We start from the raw sequence: 17,432 nt of genomic DNA, 5'->3' as shown, positions 1-17,432 counted from the left end.
AGGCGGTCCACCACCCCCTGCTGGATGCCGTCGCGCCGGTACTCGAGCGGGTCGAAGGGGGGCACCAGATCGACGAAGTCATCGGAGAGGAAGCCATGGCCCTCCAGCTCCGCGGCGGCGCGCTCCCGCCTGACCAGCTGCGCCTCGCTGGGCGGGCGACGCGCACGGCCGAGGTCGGCGCGATTGACGTCCCGGGAGAGCGGGCGAACGTCACCCATCAGGGCCTGGAAGTCGAGGTCGTAACACGCCTGGCGGGTCATGGGGCACCTCAAGATCGTCATGGGGAGCCTCCATCCTAGCAGAGCCCTGGTCCCAGCTTAAGCCACCCGGCGCGGGGCCGGACAAGCACCTCACGACATGGCAGGATGGGGGACTCACCTGCCGGAAGGAGCCCCATGCGACGTCTTCACCTGCTGCTCGCCACCCTGCTTGGCCTGCCGCTGGCCGTGACCGGCTGGCTGTGGCTCACCATGCTCAGCCCTTTCACCTATGATCGCCCCGACCACCTGCCTCCCATCGAGGCGGGCCCCCACGAGGTCTTCGTCTACGGCACCCTGCGCTCCGGGCCGATTCGCTGGATCGTCACCGGCCGGGCCGGCGAATCCCGCCCGGCGATTCTGGAGGACTTCCGACGCAGCGCCCTCGACCTGGAGGAGGCTCCCGGCGAGCACGTGGAGGGAGAGGTGATCACGGTGAGCGCCGAGGAACTCGCCCGACTCGATCGCTACGAGCGCCTCGGCCTGCGCTACGAACGGGTGCGCCTTACCCTGGCCGACGGCAGCGACGCCTGGGTCTATCGGCGCCTGCTCGAGGAGGCGCAGACGGCTTCTCCGTGAGCCGGTCGACGCCCCTTGCTACAATGCGCTGACCTTTTCCTGTCTCTGGAGCCCCGATGAGCGCTTCCTTGCCCTATGTGCTGATCCTCTACTACTCTCGCCACGGCGCCACCCGGGCCATGGCCGAACGGCTGGCCGCCGGCGTCGAATCCGTTCGCGGCATCGAGGCGCGCCTGCGGACCGTGCCGCCGGTCTCGCCCACCTGCGAGGCGGTGGATCCGGAGATTCCCGCCGAGGGCGCCGTCTACGCCAGCCTGGACGACCTGCGCCACTGCGCGGGGCTGGCCATCGGCAGCCCCACCCGCTTCGGCAACATGGCCGCCCCGCTCAAGCACTTCCTCGACGGCACCAGCGAGCTGTGGCTGGGCGGGGCGCTGATCGACAAGCCGGCCACCGCCTTTACCTCCACCTCCAGCCTGCACGGCGGCCAGGAGAGCACCCTGTTGACCATGCTGGTGCCCCTGCTGCACCACGGCATGGTCTATGCGGGACTGCCCTACAGCGAGACCGAGCTGATGGAGACTACCGGCGGCGGCACCCCCTACGGGGTCAGCCACCTGGCCGGCAAGCGCAGCGACCGCCCCCTTGACGAGCATGAACGCCGCCTGGCCCAGGCTCAGGGCCGGCGCCTGGCGAGACTCGCCCTGGCACTGTCGGCGATGCCCGGGGAGGAGCGTTCATGAGGCGCTGGCTCGAGGCCCTGGAGGCCGAGAAGGGGCTGGACCAGCTGTCCGCACGGGCCCGCCGCTGGGTGCTGGGCAGCTACACTGCCCTGGCCCTGGCGCTGCTGACCTGGGGCCTGCTGCTGGCCAGCGACGGCGGCAACCTGCGCCCGCTGCTGGCCTTCCTGCTGCCGCTGGTGCTTTTCCTCCCCTCCCTGCTGGCCAAGCGGCCCAGGGGCCATGCCTGGCTCGCCTTCGTCAGCCTGCTCTACTTCATGATCGGGGTGAACGTGGCGGTCCTGCCCGGCCTCGGCTGGCTCGGCTGGCTGATCGCCGTGGCGGCGCTGGCACTGTTCGGCGGCTGCACCTTCTACGCACGCTTTCGCAGCCGCCAGCTGTGCGCCCAGGCAGACGGCAGCTGACCCGGCGGCGTGCTAGGCTTGAGGTGGCTTGACCAGCATCAAGCCGAGCAACCGACAAGCCAACGAAAGGAGTTCGTGATGACCGTGACCTTCCGCCCCCTCCTGGCCCTGGGCCTCTCCGTCGCACTGATGCTGCCGGTCATCGCCCAGGCCGCCGACCCCGAGGATGCCATCGAGTATCGGCAGTCGGCACTGCGCGTCCTGGCCTGGCAGCTCGGACCGATGGGCGACATGGCCCAGGGCAACATCGACTACGACGAGGAGGTCTTCGCCACCCGGGCCGCCAACCTGGCGGCAGCCGCCCACCTGCCCTGGGAGGGGTTCATGGAAGACACCCTGCAGGGCGACGACCATGGCACCGAGACCCGCGCCCTGGATGCTATCGGCGATGACTGGGACGGTTTCCACGAGCGCCGGGAGACCTTCCAGCAGGAGACCGCCACCCTGGCGCAGATGGTCGACGACGGCGAGGAGTTCAGCGCCCTGCGTCGCCAGGTGGGTGCCGTGGCCAACAGCTGCAAGGGGTGCCACGACAACTACCGCGCCGACTGAGGCAGCGCATTCCCCAGCCGGACAGGAAGGCGGCCGAATGGCCGCCTTCCTGCGTCTGGTCGGCCGGGTCTAGGCGTTCCACAGCCAGAGCACCGGCAGCGCGGCCAGTACGATCACGCCCAGCGCCACCCAGGCGCTGACCCGGCGCTGGACCGGCGCCTTGGCCGGCTCGTCCTCGGGTTCGCCCGCGAAGGACTTGCGGCCGGTGATCATCGCCCCCACCAGGCGCTCCCCCTTCAGGCGATGCACCACCAGGGCCAGCAGGTGAGCGGCAATCAGCCCCATCAGAAGGTTGGCGTTGAGTTGGTGCAGCCCGGCCAGGGTGCGGGCGGTGCTGCGGTCCACCAGGCCATGCAGGGGGGCATTGAAGAAGATGTCGTCGGTCAGGAAGAGCCCGCTGACGGCCTGGAAGGTCAGCGACAGCAGCATCACCACCACCATGAGGCCACCCAGGGGGTTGTGGCCGGCGAAGAGGGGAAGATGCCCGCTCGCCAGGCGCCTGGCGTAGCCCCACATGCTGGCCGGTGAATAGAGGAAGCTGCGAAAGCGGGCGTGATGGCTGCCCACCAGGCCCCACAGCCAGCGGAACAGCAGCAGGCCGATCAGCACGTAGCCCCCCCGGGCGTGGATATCGATCGGGAAGATGAAGGGTGCCCCATCGGTCTTCATGGTGTAGAACGCCAGTGCCACGCAGCCGACCAGCCCCCAGTGAAAGAGCCGCACCGGGACATCCCAGACTTTCAGTCGCGTCATCTCGCCTCCTTGCTGATTACAGTGGATTCTCCGGTCCCGAGCTGCCAATGCCGGGTTTTTGGCTTACCATGAGCGATTCCATGGACACCACCCCCATGCTGGTGGCCCGCAGAAGGAGTGTACCTCTTGTCATCGCCCAACGCTTGGCGCGAGGCCGGCACGCTGACCGTGCCGGTGATGTTCGGCTACTTACCGCTGGGAGCCGCCTTCGGCATCCTGGCCATCGAGGTAGGCATTCCCGTCTGGGCCGCCCTGTTGATGTCGCTGGCCATCTATGCGGGTGCCGGCCAGTTCCTGGCGGTGGCGCTGCTGGCCGCGGGGGCCGGCCTGGTGGAGGTGGCGGTGGCCACGCTGATGCTCAATTCGCGCCACCTCTTCTACGGGCTCTCGCTGCTCAAGCGCTTTCAGGGCGCCGGCTGGCGCAAGCCCTACCTGATCTTCTCGCTCACCGACGAGACCTACTCGCTGCTGACCACCCTGCCGCCGGAACGCGCCCGGGACCATGCCCTGGCCTTTCGCATCGGCCTGCTCAACCAGGCCTGGTGGGTGCTCGGCTCCCTGGCCGGGGCGCTGATCGGCAGCACCCTGGCCTTCGACAGCCGAGGCATCGAGTTCGCCCTCACCGCGCTCTTCATCGTGCTCACCCTGGAGCAGGCCCGCCGGCTGCGCCAGGCACTGCCGTTCGTGATTGCGCTGGCGACGGGCCTCGGCGCCCTGCTGCTGCTGCCCGACCGCCACCTGCTGCTCGGCGCCATCGGCGCGGCAAGCCTGGTGCTGCTGGCCCACTACCGGCGCAAGCACCCCTCCCGGACCCAGGAGAGTCGCCCGTGAGCCATGCCAGCCTGCTGCTGTTCATCGCCGTCTGCGCCCTGGCCACCTTCGCCACCCGGGTGATCCCCTTCGTGGCCCTGGCCCGCCAGGCCGAGCATCCGCTGATCCTGCACCTGGGACGCTACCTGCCCCCCACGGTGATGATGATCCTGGTGATCTATGCGCTGCGCGACTTCCGTCCCCTGGCCGAGGGTCAGCTCAACGCCAGCGCCACCGGCTGGCCGATGATCCTCGCCTCCCTGGCGGTGGTGCTGCTGCATCTCTGGCGGCGTAACCCCCTGCTCTCCATCATCGGCGGCACTGCGGCCTACATGGCCATGGTGCAGCTGGGCTGGTCACCGTGAGAACGAACGGGCCTATGCTCAAGGTCACAAATCCCGCTGGTACAGGCAAAGAGTGTTGAGCTGCCGGCGCGGAGAGGCGACCATGAAAGAAATTTCGAGGAGATTGTCATGACACGCAAGATCGCCGATATCCGCCGCGACTACGAAGGGGGACTGCTCGACGAGTCACAGGCCACCGACAACCCCATGGAACTGTTCCAGGAGTGGCTGACCCTGGCGCTGGAAACCGAGGGTGATGACGGCAACGCCATGACGCTGGCCACCGTCGACAGTCAGGGTCTGCCCCACGCGCGCGTTGTCCTGCTCAAGGGGATCGATGAGCAGGGCCTGGTCTTCTACACCAACTATCACAGCCACAAGGGCAGCGAGCTGACCAACGTTCCCCACGCCGCCCTGGTCTTCTGGTGGCCATCGCTGGCGCGGCAGGTGCGCGTCGAGGGCAGCGTCGAGCAGGTCAGCGCCGAGGAGTCCGACGCCTACTTCGCCAGCCGCCCGCGGGCCAGCCAGCTGGGCGCCTGGGTGGCCACCCAGAGCGTGGTGATTCCCGGCCGCACCTGGATCGAGGAGCGCCAGAGCCGTTTCGAACAGGCCTACGAGGGACAGGAGATCCCGCGCCCGGTGCACTGGGGCGGCTATCGTGTGGTTCCCACCATGGTCGAGTTCTGGCAAGGCCAGCCCAGCCGCCTCCACGACCGGATCCGCTACGAAGCCCGTGACGGCCAGTGGCAGCACTTCCGCATGGCGCCGTGATCGACTCGGCCTACTGGCCCTGGATGAGTGATCCGGACCCGGCGATTCCAGCGACAGACCCCCGCCACTGGCGGGGGTCTCGCGTTGGGGGGGATCGTGCCGGACGCCCTCAGTCGGGCAGGCTCTCCAGGCGATGGCGCTGCCACTCGCTCTCGGGCTCGTTGAGCCGCAGCACCGCATCCACCACCTGCTCCTCCATGTTGTAGCGCTGCTTGAAGCCGAGATGCTTCATCAAGGCGCGCATCGGGTGATTGTCGACCATGATCTTGCCGATCATCTCCAGGGTGCCGACGCTGCGACAGTAGTCGATCAACTTGTGCATCAGCAGGCTGCCGAGGCCGAGCCCGGTCAGATCATCGCGAATGATCACCGAGAACTCGGTACGGATATTGTCGGGGTCGTTCCACACCCGGGCCACGCCGAGCATTTCCTTGGTGCCGTCATCGCGCAGGTGCTCGGCGATGAAGGCCATCTGGCGGTCGTAGTTGATCTGCGACAGCATCGACAGGTCACGCTGTGTCAGGTCCGACTTGTTGTGGAAGTAGCGGAACCGGATGCTCTCTTCGGAGAGTTGACCATGGAAGCTGGTGATCAGCGGTGCATCCTCGGCCCGGATCGGGCGCACCTCCACCTCCCAGCTGTTCTTCAGGGTCACCCACTCACGGAGCTCTTCCGGATAGGGCATGATGGCAAAGCGTGCCGGCGTGCCCAGGTCCATGGCGAAATCCACCGCTACCATATCGTCACGGTTGAGCAGCAGCGGGTTGATTTCTATCCCGCGCAGCTCGAGCAGATCGCTGGCCATCTGCGACAGCTTGACCAGCAGTTGGCAGAGGCGCTCGATATCCCGATCGGGGTCGCCGGAGTGCTCATGGATCAACCGCGCCACGTGGGTACGATCCACCATGTCCTTGGACAGTGTCATGTTGAGCGGGGGCAGCGCCACCTGACGGTCAGCCAGGATATTGACCTTGTAGCCGCCGATACCGAACACGATCACCGGGCCGAACACCGGATCCCGGGTGATGCCGGCACAGGTCTGCAGCGAATGCTTGCCGCGCTGCATGGGCTGCAGGCAGTACTCACGGACCTTGAAGGCGGGATACTTCTCGCTCACCTGTTCGCCGAGGAGCGTGACCCCGTCGGCCACCTGCTCGGGGCTCCTCAGGTCCTGCAGCAGCCCGGCCGAGACCCGATGGGGGTGCTTGCGATAGCGGAACGGCCGGCAGTTCCCCTCATGCACCACCTTCAGTGCCATGGCGCCATCGAAGTCCGCCGCCGCCGCGGCGCCCTCCTCGGGGGTGGTCACATAGCGGCTATGGGCTACCGGGATACCGTAGGCCTGAAGTACCTGAGCGGTCTCGGAGTGTGAGAGAGATTCGCGCCCCTCCGCCTTGGCCTCCTTGATCAGGGTGCGGCAGCGGGCGCGGATGTCCGGGGTCGTGGTAAACGGCAGGCTGGGCGGGGTCTCCTGCAGCAGCGCCTGGACCCGCTGGTAGTCCACCATGTGCATGAAGGCGTTGATGGCCTTCTCGGGCGACACGTAGGTGGGAATTGCCGCCAGGCTGAACTCGTGACGCGCGGAGAGGGCCTCCTCCAGCCCCATGAAGCTGGTCAGCAGGTTGCGGCGAAAGCGCTTTCGGTTGGCCACCACGGCCTGGGCGGTGGTCTTGGAAGGTGCCATGCGGGTCGGCGCGTGCACCACGAGCACCGCGTCGACGCCGGGGTCGGCGGCGACGATCTCGATGACATTCACGAACTTCTCGGGGGTGGCATTGCCGCCCATGTCCACCGGGTTCTCCCCGGGCTTGCTCATGTCGAAGTCGCCGCGATGCAGCGCCGCCCGCGTCTCCTCGGTGAACTCGGCCAGCTTGCCGCCGGCGTGGATCAGCTTGTCGATGGCCAGCATGGCCGGACCCAGTCCGTTGGAGACGATGGCCAGGCGGTCACCGCGCAGCGGCTTCATGAGCGACAGGGTCATCAGCGCATCGAACAGGTCGTCGGAGTCGTGCACTCGCACCACCCCGGCCCTGGAGAAGGCCGCATCGAAGATCTGGTCACGGTTGGCGACGCCCGGAGTGGGCGGCAGGCCCGTGAGATCCGACTGGGGCGTGCGACCACTCTTGATGGCCAGCACCAGGCGGTTGCGCGAGGCGTCGCGCAGGGCGGTCATGAAGTGCTGGGCGTCGAGGATCTTCTCCAGGTGGAGCAGGATGGCCTGGGTGGGTGAAAACTGGTTGATGTAGTCGAGCAGGTCCGGAAGCATGACGTCGACGCTGTCGCCTAGGGTGATCAGGTGCGAGAAGCCCACCCCGCGCCCCGCCGCCCAGTCGATCATCGCCGTGCCGAGCATGCCCGACTGGCCCAGATAGGCGACCCTGCCGGCCTTGATCGGCCGGTTGGCGTAGGAGGCGTTGAGCTTGCGCCCCGGCACGATCAGGCCCATGCACTCCGGGCCCAGCACGCGAATCCCCGACTGCCGGGCGGCATCCAGCATGCGCTGGCGTATCGAGGCCTTGCCGTCGCGGGCCTCGTCCAGGTGGGAGCCGCCGGAGAGCACCAGGGCGGCGCGCACCCCGATGCTGCCGAGCCTGGCGATGCGCCCAGGCACCGTGGCCACCGGTGAGCAGATGACGGCGAGATCGGGCGCCTCGGGCAACTGGCCGATACGCGAGAAGGCGGGCTGGCCGAAGACACTCTCGTAGCCCTTGGGGTTCACGGCCCAGAGGGAGCCCGGAAAACCGGCCTCCTGCAGGTTACGGATCACGAGCCCGCCCAGGGAATCGGGCTTTTCCGAGGCACCGATCACCGCGATGGTCTTGGGTTCGAAGAAGTGACGCAGAAAACGGGTGCTCACGATGCTCTCCCGACAGCTGATGGCTGGAATAGCTGTCTATTGTGTACGACCTATTGACACTGTCTGGCAAGGGATTGGGCAAAGTAAAGTGACCTCAGTCAGCCTGGAGGCACCAATGATCACCGGTTATATCACCCACCCCCACTGCATGCTTCACCACATGGGTCCCGAGCACCCCGAGAGCCCCCTCCGGCTGGAGGCGATTCGCGCCAGGCTGTCCCTTTCCGGGTTGCTGCAACAGACCATGCAGTCCGAGGCGCGCGAGGCCACCGAGGAGCAGTTGGCCCGGGTTCACCCCTTGCGCCACCTGCGCGCCCTGGACAAGTGTGTCCCGGACGAGGGCATCGTCACCCTGGACAGTGACACCATGATGAACCCGGACAGCCTCAGCGCCGCCCGGGTGGCCGCGGGGGCGGTGATTCGCGGCGTCGATCAGGTCTTTCGCCACCAGGCCGACAATGTCTTCTGTGCCGTGCGCCCTCCCGGGCACCACGCCGAGGCCACCGACGCCATGGGCTTCTGCTTCTATAACAACGTGGCGGTGGGCGCCGCCCACGCCCGCGAGAAGTATGGTGCAAGGCGCATCGCGATCCTCGACTTCGACGTCCACCAGTGCAACGGCACTATCGACATCTTCAAGGATGACCCCGATGTGCTGGTCTGCACCAGCTTCCAGTATCCCTTCTACCCCTGGCGCTACCTGCGCAGCGAGTGGCAGAACGTCATCAACACGCCGCTGGAGGCGGGGACCGACAGCGCCGCGTTCCGTCGTGCCATCGAGGACGACTGGCTCCCTGCCCTGCATCGCTTCAAGCCGGAGCTGGTGCTGCTCTCCTCGGGCTTCGACGCTCACCGCGAAGACGAGATGGCCGAGCTCTGCCTGGAGGAGGAGGACTTCTACTGGGTCACCCACATGGCCCTGGAGATCGCCGCGCTCTACGCGGATAACCGCCTGGTCTCGGTGCTGGAGGGTGGCTACCACCTCGACTCCCTCGGGCGCAGCGTCGAGGCCCACCTCAAGGCGCTGCTGGGCCAACCCTTCAGCGACGCACCGGCTCCCTTGGCCTAGCCGCCTGTCGCTACCTGCGCGAGGGTTTCCAGGCGGCGGGAAATGTCCCTTGGCAGCGGCACCGCCAGGGTGGCCTGGCGGCGGCGTTATCGCCGCCGGGCTGTGGTAAGCTTCAGGAAACCTGTTTCCGATAGTGAATTTCTGCCGATGACCGCCACCACCGATCAGGACGCCGCCCTGCGCATCGCCTCGGGCCGCAAGCCGCTCGTCGAACCGCTGCGCCTCGGCGAGCGCCTGCGCGAGATACGCCTGGCCAACCAGTGGACTCTCGAGGACGTCAGCCAGCGCACCGGGCTCGCCCGCTCGACGCTCTCCAAGATCGAGAACGAGCAGATCTCCCCCACCTTCACCGCTGTGCAGAAGCTGATCGGCGGGCTCGGTATCGACCTGCCCCAGCTGCTTACGCCGCCTCGCCAGCAGAGCCGCACCATGGGGCGCCGCGACCTGACCCGCCGCGGCCATGGCCAGCAGCACCCCACGCCGACCTATGAGCACGAACTGCTCAGCTGTGAGCTGGCCCAGAAGCGCATGATCCCCTTCAAGACCATCGTGCGTGCCCGCAGCTTCGAGGAGTTCAACGAGTGGGTGCGCCACGACGGCGAGGAGTTTCTCATGGTGCTGGACGGCGAGATCCTGCTCTACACCGAGTTCTACGAACCGTTGCGTCTCGAGCAGGGTGACAGCATCTACTTCGACAGCGACATGGGCCATGCGCTGGTGTCGGTAAGCCAGGCGGATGCCGTGGTGCTGTCGGTCTGCACGCGGGTCGACGCCGCCTGATTCAGCGCCCGCCCCCGGCCGCGCGATCACCCGGGCGGCGCGGTGGCACTGCATCCAGCACCAGGCGTCCGGCGGAATGGATCGCCTGGAAGTGTCGCCCCTTGGCGCGGGCGATCAGCATCACCCCGAAGCGGCTGGCCAATTCGACTCCCTTCTGGGTCACCCCGGAGCGCGAGACCAGCACCCCGATGCCCATCTGGGCGACCTTGAGCACCATCTCCGAGGTCAAGCGCCCGGTGGTATAGAAGATGTCTGCGCCCGCCGAGTCCGCCTGGACCAGCCACTGGCGTCCCGCCAGGGTATCCACGGCGTTGTGGCGACCCACATCCTCGACGAAGTCGAGCACCTGCTCCTGTCGGCAGAGTGCGCAGCCATGCACGGCGCCGGCGCTGCGGTAGGTCTCGTTGTGCTCCCCGAGGTTTTCCAGCAGCCCATAGAGCACCGACTGGCGCAGCGGTGTCTCGGGTAGGGGGTGGCGGGGAATGGCCTCGAGCAGCCGGCCAAACACCGTGCCCTGGCCGCAGCCGGTGGTCACCGTGCGATGCCCCAGGCGCTCCTCCAGGTCCTCCGGCTCGTGGCGTGTCACCACCGCCGCCGCCTCCACGTCCCAGTCCACGTGCACCGCCAGCAGGTCCTCCCGGGAGGCGATTAGCCCCTGGTTGCGCAGGTAGCCCACCACCAGCGCCTCGGGATCGGCGCCCAGTGTCATCAGGGTGACGATCTCGCGCTTGTTGAGGTAGAGGGTCAGGGCCCGTTCGGCGGCGATAGCCTGGCGCCTCGCCTCGCCGAACTCGTCGAATACCTCGATCTCCAGGGTGGCGGGCAGGCGGGCCCGGCTCAGACTGATGTCATGCATCGACGGTTCCTCGGCAACGTGTTGAGGGAGATGATGGCATTCCCCGCTTCCGGTGTCTTTAATGTTAAGCTATAGATCGTGATATCCCCTTCGAGCACCACGCCATGTCCCTTTCCAGCAGCCAGGCCACCCTGAGCCTCGACCTCGCCGGTGAGTCCCACCAGGTCAAGGGGTTCACCTCGACCCGATGGACCATCACCGACCTGTCTCCCGGCGATACAGGCCCCTGGGTACTCAGGCTCCAGCTCTTCCTGACCGAACGTGCCGCCTATCGCTTCAATCTCGAGGCGGGCACGCCACGGTTGTTCGTGCGCGCCGGCGAGAGCGGCGCCACCCCCAGCCCGTCGGCGGTCACGGCCAGCCAGGACGTCGCCGCTGCCTGGCTCGATGGCGAGCAGCAAGTGCTCGAGGTGGCGATGCCGCTGGCAATCCAGGCCTGGATCGAGGCCTATCTCGCCCGCCACGGGGAGGCCCCCGATGAGGGCCGCAAGAAGAAGCGCAAGGGCGCCGGACGCGCCCAGGAGCAGACCGTATGAGCCGACTGAGCCGCTGGTCACGCCGCAAGCTCGGCGATGAGCTCGTGGAAGAAGCACCGGCCGAGGAGGCGGTCGCCGCGCGTGAGGAGGCCGAGCAGCCCACCGCGGCGGAGCCCGAGCCGGGCAGCCTGGATGCCTCCCTTCCCGACCCCGACGCCCTCCCTGCCGGAAGCGACTTCACGGCGTTCCTGCAGGCGGGCGTCAGCGACGGCCTGCGTCGACGGGCTCTGCGCCGCATGTTCTCGGGCGACCATTACGGGATTCGTGACGGCCTCGATGACTACGACGATGACTATCGCCAGCGACTCAAGCCGTTGGCGGCCGAACTGGCCCAGCGACTCCGGCATTGGACCCGTCAGCTCGACGAGGAGGAGCCCCGGGCGGACACCGTTGAGGCGATGGACGCGCCGGTCGATGAGCGGTCGGTCGAGACGGTGGAGACAGGCATGGCATCTGCCGACGATGACGCAGAGGGGCGGCAAGGGGACGAGTGCCTCGCTGGTGGCGGCCCTGCCTGCCACGGGGAGGTGTTAGACCAAGGGCGAGGTGACGGGATCACTAGAACCGATCAGACTTAGCAAATAGCTACTCAAAACAATAATGACGACATTCTGACCGTGAGGTGGCATGAATCAGCGAATCGACACGATCGCCGTGGACGACGTCGGCAACCGTAAGGCGAGGGAAGCGGCCTACCGCCGCGCCTCCTGGCCACTCAACCTGGCTCCGGCGAGCGTCGGGTACCTCAGCCAGGGCCACGCCCTGCTCCTCGGCAACGAACGTGACGTGCGCCGCGCCGCCCTTGCCCTGCAGGAACGGGGGCTTCGTTCCCTCACGCTGCTGTTCACCGAGCCTGTTCCTGCTGCCGCCGGCGAGGAGGGTGTCGATGATGACGAAATCCTGCTGGCCAATACCGCCGGCCTTACGCACCATCGGCTGGCCCGCGAGCAGGCGGCGAGACTTCGCATCGAGGGATACCTGGGCCGCTTCCTGGTCACCCTCGAGCATGGCGAGACCCCGCTTGACCTGGCCCGCGCCCTGGCCAACCGCGACTACTTCGACCAGGTCCTCGACCTCGGCGAAACCCCGGCCCTGGCGCTGGAACTGCCTCCGCCAGGGTATGTCGCGACCCGTTGGGCCGCCCCGGAGACGCCGACCCGGCTCGACGCCTTTGCCGCCCTGGTCGGCGAGTTTGACAAGCCGCGCTACTTCCAGATTCATCACGCGCTCTGTGCCCATTCGGCCAGCGGCAACACCGGCTGCGCGCGCTGCCTCGAAGTCTGTCCCGCCGATGCGATCCAAAGCCTCAAGGGCCGTGTCGGGTCGCGCATCGAGATCGACCCCTACCGGTGTCACGGTGTCGGCAGCTGCAGCAGCGCCTGCCCCACCGGGGCCATCGAGTTCCGCATGCCTGAGTCCCATCGCCAGCAGGAGACCCTGCTGGCTTGGCTTGCGGCCTACCGCGAGGCGGGCGGCGGCCAGCCGGTGGTGCGCTTCGTGGCGAGCGACCACCTGCTGCCCGATGAATCCCCGGCCGGCCATGTCCTCGACGTGCCCCTCGAGGAGCTCGGCGCCGCTGGCCACGACCAGTGGCTGACGGCCCTGGCCGGCGGTGCCGCCGAGGTGCGCCTGCAGCATCACCCCGACATGCCCGTACGCCTGGTCGCTTTCCTCGACGACCAGCTCGCCCAGGCACGCGCCCTCCTCGAGGCACTGGGACATGCGCCCGAACGGCTCTCGGTGGTCGCTGTCGGCGACACCCTGGCCCGGGATGCCCTGCCCGCCTGCCCGCCGCTCCCCGCTGATGACTTCGAACTCGATGCCTCGGGCAAGCGGGACCGGCTCAACCAGGTACTCGACCACCTTGCCGCCCTGGGAGAGCAGGACGGGGCCCGGCATGCCATGCCCCGCGAGGCCGCCTACGGGGGCCTCGCCGTCGATACCCAGCGCTGCACCCTCTGCATGGCCTGCGTGGCGAGCTGCCCGACGCCCGCCCTGGCGGCCGGCACGGAAAGTCCGGAGCTCAGCTTCCGCGAGGCCGACTGCGTGCAGTGTGGCCTCTGTGCGGACGCCTGCCCCGAGGAGGCCATCGCCCTGCTCCCGGGTTTCCTGGCCGACCCTGCCCGCCACCAGCGGCACGTCTGCCATGCGGAGGCCGCTTTCGACTGCATCCGCTGCGGCAAGCCTTTTGCCACCGCCAGCACCATCGCCAGCATCAAGGCGAAGCTCGCCGACCATCCCTACTTCGCCGGTGATGCGATCTCGCGGCTCGAGATGTGCGAGGACTGCCGCGTACGGGATGTCTGGCAGGACCTGGCACGGGACCCCGAATCGCAACTGAAGGTGTGAACCGATGAGCGAGACTGTCATGCACGAGGCGGTGACCGGGCCGGGCGAGGCCCAGGCCTTGAGAGCCGATGTCTACCGCCTGCTGGCGCGCCTGCTGCGCGAGGCGCCCGATGCCGAGCTGCTGGCCTGGCTGGGCGATCTCGAGGTCGAGGATGAGGCCAGTCCGCTGGCGTCGTTCTGGTGCGAGCTCGTCGCGTCGTCGCGCCAGTCCCGCCCGGAGGCGCTGGCCCGGGAGCACTTCCGGCACCTGGTTGGCGTCATCCAAGGCGACGTAACTCCCTACGCCTCCTGGTATCGCGATGGCGAGCTAATGGACCAGGCCCTGGTCGCGCTGCGCCGTGACCTCAAGGTGCTGGGCATCGAGCGCGACGCGCAGGCCCGCGAACCAGAGGACCATCTGGCCGCGCTCTGCGAGACGATGGCCCTGCTCATCGAGGCAGGCTCGCCCGCCGAGGCGCGCTTCTTCATGACCCACCTGGCTCCCTGGGCGGCGGTCTGCCTGACGGACCTGGCCGGGGTGGAGAGTGCCTTCTATTCGGGGCTCGGCCGACTCGGCCGCGCCTTCATCGACAGAGAAGAGGCGCTGCTTGCCAGCGAGGCAGCGCAGGAACCGGTCAGGCTCGTGGAGCCCTGACACCGACTGACACCGGCTCGCGAGAGTGACCCATGACGACGACTAAGATAAAGACAAGGCCCCACCTGACACCGCGCCAATTCACGGCCACGGCATGAACGAGGAAACCTCCATGAGCAAGACCAACAACCCACAACGCCGTCGCTTCCTCAAGGCCCTCGGTATCGGCACCGCGGCCGCGGGGGCGGCTGCCGCCGTCGGTCAAGTCACCCTGGTGCAGGCCGAGACGCCTCGCGCCGAAACCCCGGCCGACCGAGCCGAGGGCTACCGGGAAACCGACCATATCCGCACCTTCTACGCTACCCTGCGTGACTGACGGCTCGAGATCCAGGAGATCACACCATGCGTCTGACTCGTAAAAGTGATGCCCCCAAGGCCCCCGGGCTTGGCATCTCCCGCCGCCAATTCCTCAAGCGAAGCGGCGCGGCCACGGGCGGCCTCGCCGCGGCCGGCTTCATGGGGGCGCCGATGATGCGTCGCAGCGAAGCCGCAGAGAAGACCCCCGTGCTCGACTCGCCGGTGGAGACCAAGCGAACGATCTGCTCTCATTGCTCGGTGGGTTGCGGCGTCTATGCCGAGGTGCAGGAGGGCATCTGGACCCGGCAGGAGCCAGCCTTCGACCACCCCATCAATCGCGGGGCCCACTGCGCCAAGGGCGCCTCCCTGCGGCAGCACGGCCACTCCAGCCGGCGCCTCAAGTACCCCATGAAGTTGGTGGGGGGCGAGTGGCAGCGCATGAGCTGGGAGGACGCCATCGAAGAGATCGGCAACAAGGTCCTCCAGCTCACCGAGCAGCACGGTCCCGACAGCATCTACTGGCTGGGTTCGGCCAAGTTCAGCAATGAACAGGCCTACCTGATGCGCAAGTTCGCCGCGCTGGCCGGCACCAACAACACCGATCACCAGGCGCGCATCTGCCACTCCACCACCGTGGCAGGGGTGGCCAACACCTGGGGCTACGGAGCGATGACCAACTCGCTCAATGACATGCAGAACAGCAAGTCAATCATGTTTATCGGCTCCAACCCCAGCGAAGCGCACCCGGTGGCCATGCAGCATATCCTGCTGGCCAAGGAGCGCAGCCACGCCCAGATCATCGTCGTCGACCCACGCTTCACCCGCACAGCCGCCAAGGCCGACAGCTTCGTGCGCATCCGCCCCGGCTCGGACGTGGCTTTCATCTGGGGTCTGCTCTGGCACATCTTCGAGAATGGCTGGGAAGACCAGGAATACATCAACCAGCGCGTCTATGCCATGGATGAGGTCCGCGCCGAGGTAGCCAGCTTCCCGCCCAGCGAGGTGGAGCGCATCACGGGCGTGCCGGAGGCGCAGATGTTCGACACCGCCCGCCGTCTGGCCGAGAACCGCCCGGGGTGCATCGTCTGGTGCATGGGCGGTACCCAGCACACCACCGGCAACAACAACACCCGCGCCTACTGCATCCTCGAGCTGGCGCTGGGCAACGTCGGTAAGTCCGGCGGGGGCGCCAACATCTTTCGCGGCCACGACAACGTCCAGGGGGCGACGGACCTGGGGCTGATGTCACACTCCCTGCCTGGCTACTACGGCCTCGCCGAGGGGGCCTGGGCCCACTGGGCGAGGGTCTGGGACCTCGACCTCGACTGGCTGAAGAGCCGCTTCGACCAGACGGAGTATGCCGACGGCAAGCCGATGCACAGCAACGGCATCACGGTGTCGCGCTGGGTTGACGGCGTGCTCGAGGAGGAGGACGCGATCTCCCAGAGGACCCGGCTCAAGGCGATGTTCTACTGGGGCCATGCGGTCAACTCCCAGACCCGTGGCACCGAGATGCAGAAAGCGATGCAGCAGCTCGAAATGATGGTCATCGTCGACCCCTACCCCACCGTGGCAAGCGTGATGCACGGCCGCCAGGATGGGGTCTACCTGCTGCCCGCCGCGACGCAGTTCGAGACCACCGGCAGCGTCACCGCCACCAACCGCTCCATCCAGTGGCGGGACAGGGTGATCGAGCCGCTGTTCGAGTCCAAGCCCGACCACGAGATCATGTACCTGCTGTCGCGCAAGCTGGGCTTCGCCGATGAGCTGTTCAAGCACATCGAGGTGAACGGCACCGAGCCGGTCATCGAGGACATCACCCGTGAGTTCAACCGCGGCATGTGGACCGTCGGCTACACCGGTCAGAGCCCCGAGCGACTCAAGGCCCACCAGCAGAACTGGCACACCTTCAGCTTCGAGAACCTGCAGGCCGAGGGCGGTCCCGCCGATGGCGACTACTATGGGCTGCCCTGGCCCTGCTGGGGCACCGCCGAGATGGGCCACCCCGGCACGCCGATCCTCTACGACACCAGCAAGCGGGTCTCCGAGGGCGGCCTCACCTTCCGGGCACGCTTCGGCATCGAGCGCAACGGCGAAAACATCCTCTCCGATGGCTCCTACAGCGAGGGGTCCGAGCTCAACGACGGCTACCCCGAGTTCACCGCTGCCATGCTTAAGGACCTGGGCTGGTGGGACGACCTCACGCCGGAGGAGCAGGCCGAGGCAGAAGGCAAGAACTGGAAGACCGATCTCTCCGGCGGCATCCAGCGGGTGGCCGTCGCCCATGAGTGTGCCCCCTTCGGCAACGCCAAGGCGCGCTGCAACGTATGGACCTTCCCGGACCCGATCCCCAAGCACCGTGAGCCGCTCTATACCAGCCGCCGCGACCTGGTCGCGGACTATCCCACCTGGGATGACGTTGCCTCCCACTACCGCCTACCGACGCTCTACAAGAGCATCCAGGACAATGACAACTCAGGTCGCTACCCGATCATCCTCACCTCGGGGCGCCTGGTGGAGTACGAGGGAGGCGGCGAGGAGACCCGCTCCATGTCGTGGCTGGCCGAGCTGCAGCAGCAGATGTTCGTCGAGATCAATCCGGCGCTGGCCAACGAGCTGGCGGTGGCCGATGGCGACATGGTCTGGGTCGAGGGGGCCGAAGGCGGCCGCATTCGTGTCCAGGCCCTTGTAACGCCCCGGGTCGCGCGCGAAGTGGTGTTCATGCCCTTCCACTTCGGCGGCATGTTCCAGGGCGAGAGCCTGCATGACCGCTACCCGAAAGGCTCGGCGCCCTATGTGCTCGGCGAGGCAGTCAACACCGCCACTACCTATGGTTATGACGCCGTGACGCAGATGCAGGAGACCAAGTGCACCCTGTGTCGTATCGAGAAAGCCAGCTGATTA

The 17,432-nt window shown here is 67.4% G+C and carries 18 protein-coding genes and 1 pseudogene; 15 read left to right on the top strand and 4 right to left on the bottom strand.

Features of this window, described 5'->3' with window-relative positions:
• Nucleotides 1–281, bottom strand: a pseudogene (locus tag IBX53_RS01930) (DNA endonuclease SmrA); the annotation flags it as partial.
• Nucleotides 282–395: 114 nt separating this feature from the next.
• Here IBX53_RS01930 and IBX53_RS01925 point away from each other — a divergent pair.
• The 4 genes from IBX53_RS01925 (at nt 396) to IBX53_RS01910 (ending at nt 2,472) form a co-directional block, all read left to right on the top strand.
• A complete protein-coding gene (locus tag IBX53_RS01925; RefSeq protein ID WP_290904498.1) occupies nt 396–836 on the top strand; it encodes a gamma-glutamylcyclotransferase family protein in 441 nt (146 codons plus the stop codon).
• Nucleotides 837–892: 56 nt separating this feature from the next.
• Nucleotides 893–1,519 (top strand): NAD(P)H:quinone oxidoreductase, encoded by a 627-nt coding sequence (wrbA, locus tag IBX53_RS01920; RefSeq protein ID WP_290904495.1) that lies wholly within the window; start codon nt 893–895, stop codon nt 1,517–1,519.
• Nucleotides 1,516–1,920 carry a DUF2069 domain-containing protein gene (locus IBX53_RS01915; protein ID WP_290904493.1) on the top strand — a complete coding sequence of 135 codons (405 nt, stop codon included), beginning with the start codon at nt 1,516–1,518 and terminating at the stop codon, nt 1,918–1,920. Before wrbA ends, IBX53_RS01915 begins: the two co-directional genes overlap by 4 nt.
• 78 nt (nt 1,921–1,998) lie before the next feature.
• Entirely contained in the window at nt 1,999–2,472 is a 474-nt protein-coding gene (locus tag IBX53_RS01910; protein ID WP_290904490.1) for a cytochrome c, read from the top strand.
• Between the two features lie 69 nt (nt 2,473–2,541).
• On the opposite strand, the gene IBX53_RS01905 is transcribed toward IBX53_RS01910, so the two are convergent.
• Nucleotides 2,542–3,225: a cytochrome b/b6 domain-containing protein gene (locus tag IBX53_RS01905; RefSeq protein WP_290904489.1), complete on the bottom strand. Its 684-nt coding sequence runs from the start codon at nt 3,223–3,225 to the stop codon at nt 2,542–2,544.
• Nucleotides 3,226–3,351: 126 nt separating this feature from the next.
• Here IBX53_RS01905 and IBX53_RS01900 point away from each other — a divergent pair, with 126 nt between their 5' ends.
• The 3 genes from IBX53_RS01900 to pdxH all read left to right on the top strand — a co-directional run bounded on the left by IBX53_RS01900 (nt 3,352) and on the right by pdxH (nt 5,150).
• Nucleotides 3,352–4,056 carry an AzlC family ABC transporter permease gene (locus IBX53_RS01900; protein WP_290904486.1) on the top strand — a complete coding sequence of 235 codons (705 nt, stop codon included), beginning with the start codon at nt 3,352–3,354 and terminating at the stop codon, nt 4,054–4,056.
• Nucleotides 4,053–4,400: a branched-chain amino acid transporter permease gene (locus IBX53_RS01895; RefSeq protein ID WP_290904484.1), complete on the top strand. Its 348-nt coding sequence runs from the start codon at nt 4,053–4,055 to the stop codon at nt 4,398–4,400. The genes IBX53_RS01900 and IBX53_RS01895 overlap by 4 nt, the downstream gene beginning before the upstream one ends.
• A 108-nt stretch (nt 4,401–4,508) precedes the next feature.
• Complete coding sequence (pdxH, locus tag IBX53_RS01890) at nt 4,509–5,150, top strand: pyridoxamine 5'-phosphate oxidase (RefSeq protein WP_290904481.1); 642 nt, start codon at nt 4,509–4,511, stop codon at nt 5,148–5,150.
• A 109-nt stretch (nt 5,151–5,259) separates the two neighbouring features.
• Here the strand turns inward: pdxH and IBX53_RS01885 are convergent, their stop codons facing one another.
• Nucleotides 5,260–8,007 carry a bifunctional acetate--CoA ligase family protein/GNAT family N-acetyltransferase gene (locus IBX53_RS01885; RefSeq protein WP_290904478.1) on the bottom strand — a complete coding sequence of 916 codons (2,748 nt, stop codon included), beginning with the start codon at nt 8,005–8,007 and terminating at the stop codon, nt 5,260–5,262.
• A 115-nt stretch (nt 8,008–8,122) separates the two neighbouring features.
• On the opposite strand from IBX53_RS01885, the gene IBX53_RS01880 reads away from it, so the two are divergent.
• Together IBX53_RS01880 and IBX53_RS01875 are read left to right on the top strand one after the other, a co-directional pair.
• Nucleotides 8,123–9,076: a histone deacetylase family protein gene (locus IBX53_RS01880; protein WP_290904475.1), complete on the top strand. Its 954-nt coding sequence runs from the start codon at nt 8,123–8,125 to the stop codon at nt 9,074–9,076.
• A 147-nt stretch (nt 9,077–9,223) separates the two neighbouring features.
• The gene (locus tag IBX53_RS01875) at nt 9,224–9,856 is read left to right on the top strand and encodes an XRE family transcriptional regulator (RefSeq protein WP_290904473.1); all 633 of its coding nucleotides are present in this window, start codon (nt 9,224–9,226) and stop codon (nt 9,854–9,856) included.
• Between the two features lies 1 nt (nt 9,857).
• On the opposite strand, the gene IBX53_RS01870 is transcribed toward IBX53_RS01875, so the two are convergent.
• Nucleotides 9,858–10,712, bottom strand: a complete 855-nt coding sequence (locus tag IBX53_RS01870; RefSeq protein WP_290904471.1) for a formate dehydrogenase accessory sulfurtransferase FdhD — start codon at nt 10,710–10,712, stop codon at nt 9,858–9,860.
• Between the two features lie 104 nt (nt 10,713–10,816).
• Here IBX53_RS01870 and IBX53_RS01865 point away from each other — a divergent pair, with 104 nt between their 5' ends.
• The 6 genes from IBX53_RS01865 (at nt 10,817) to IBX53_RS01840 (ending at nt 17,429) form a co-directional block, all read left to right on the top strand.
• A complete protein-coding gene (locus IBX53_RS01865; RefSeq protein WP_290904469.1) occupies nt 10,817–11,248 on the top strand; it encodes a DUF3305 domain-containing protein in 432 nt (143 codons plus the stop codon).
• Nucleotides 11,245–11,826, top strand: a complete 582-nt coding sequence (locus tag IBX53_RS01860) for a DUF3306 domain-containing protein (RefSeq protein WP_290904466.1) — start codon at nt 11,245–11,247, stop codon at nt 11,824–11,826. Before IBX53_RS01865 ends, IBX53_RS01860 begins: the two co-directional genes overlap by 4 nt.
• Nucleotides 11,827–11,875: 49 nt before the next feature.
• Nucleotides 11,876–13,597, top strand: a complete 1,722-nt coding sequence (locus tag IBX53_RS01855; RefSeq protein WP_290904465.1) for a 4Fe-4S binding protein — start codon at nt 11,876–11,878, stop codon at nt 13,595–13,597.
• Nucleotides 13,598–13,601: 4 nt separating this feature from the next.
• Complete coding sequence (locus tag IBX53_RS01850) at nt 13,602–14,231, top strand: molecular chaperone TorD family protein (protein WP_290904462.1); 630 nt, start codon at nt 13,602–13,604, stop codon at nt 14,229–14,231.
• Nucleotides 14,232–14,343: 112 nt separating this feature from the next.
• Nucleotides 14,344–14,547 (top strand): twin-arginine translocation signal domain-containing protein, encoded by a 204-nt coding sequence (locus IBX53_RS01845; protein WP_290904460.1) that lies wholly within the window; start codon nt 14,344–14,346, stop codon nt 14,545–14,547.
• A 26-nt stretch (nt 14,548–14,573) separates the two neighbouring features.
• Nucleotides 14,574–17,429 (top strand): formate dehydrogenase subunit alpha, encoded by a 2,856-nt coding sequence (locus IBX53_RS01840; RefSeq protein WP_290904456.1) that lies wholly within the window; start codon nt 14,574–14,576, stop codon nt 17,427–17,429.
• The last annotated feature ends 3 nt before the right edge of the window (nt 17,430–17,432 follow it).

The sequence above is a fragment of the Halomonas sp. genome, from assembly GCF_014859505.1.
GTDB lineage: Bacteria > Pseudomonadota > Gammaproteobacteria > Pseudomonadales > Halomonadaceae > Halomonas.
Note: the sequence above shows the minus strand (reverse complement) of the source record. Positions and strands in the feature narration are given on the sequence as shown.

Excerpts from the sequence above, each read along its gene's own strand:
- IBX53_RS01910 (WP_290904490.1), top strand. The coding sequence starts at position 1,999 with ATGACCGTGACCTTCCGCCCCCTCCTGGCCCTGGGCCTCTCCGTCGCA.
- IBX53_RS01925 (WP_290904498.1), top strand. The coding sequence starts at position 396 with ATGCGACGTCTTCACCTGCTGCTCGCCACCCTGCTTGGCCTGCCGCTG.
- pdxH (WP_290904481.1), top strand. The coding sequence starts at position 4,509 with ATGACACGCAAGATCGCCGATATCCGCCGCGACTACGAAGGGGGACTG.
- wrbA (WP_290904495.1), top strand. The coding sequence starts at position 893 with ATGAGCGCTTCCTTGCCCTATGTGCTGATCCTCTACTACTCTCGCCAC.
- IBX53_RS01880 (WP_290904475.1), top strand. The coding sequence starts at position 8,123 with ATGATCACCGGTTATATCACCCACCCCCACTGCATGCTTCACCACATG.
- IBX53_RS01870 (WP_290904471.1), bottom strand. The coding sequence starts at position 10,712 with ATGCATGACATCAGTCTGAGCCGGGCCCGCCTGCCCGCCACCCTGGAG.
- IBX53_RS01905 (WP_290904489.1), bottom strand. The coding sequence starts at position 3,225 with ATGACGCGACTGAAAGTCTGGGATGTCCCGGTGCGGCTCTTTCACTGG.
- IBX53_RS01875 (WP_290904473.1), top strand. The coding sequence starts at position 9,224 with ATGACCGCCACCACCGATCAGGACGCCGCCCTGCGCATCGCCTCGGGC.
- IBX53_RS01860 (WP_290904466.1), top strand. The coding sequence starts at position 11,245 with ATGAGCCGACTGAGCCGCTGGTCACGCCGCAAGCTCGGCGATGAGCTC.
- IBX53_RS01840 (WP_290904456.1), top strand. The coding sequence starts at position 14,574 with ATGCGTCTGACTCGTAAAAGTGATGCCCCCAAGGCCCCCGGGCTTGGC.
- IBX53_RS01845 (WP_290904460.1), top strand. The coding sequence starts at position 14,344 with ATGAGCAAGACCAACAACCCACAACGCCGTCGCTTCCTCAAGGCCCTC.
- IBX53_RS01855 (WP_290904465.1), top strand. The coding sequence starts at position 11,876 with ATGAATCAGCGAATCGACACGATCGCCGTGGACGACGTCGGCAACCGT.
- IBX53_RS01915 (WP_290904493.1), top strand. The coding sequence starts at position 1,516 with ATGAGGCGCTGGCTCGAGGCCCTGGAGGCCGAGAAGGGGCTGGACCAG.
- IBX53_RS01865 (WP_290904469.1), top strand. The coding sequence starts at position 10,817 with ATGTCCCTTTCCAGCAGCCAGGCCACCCTGAGCCTCGACCTCGCCGGT.
- IBX53_RS01850 (WP_290904462.1), top strand. The coding sequence starts at position 13,602 with ATGAGCGAGACTGTCATGCACGAGGCGGTGACCGGGCCGGGCGAGGCC.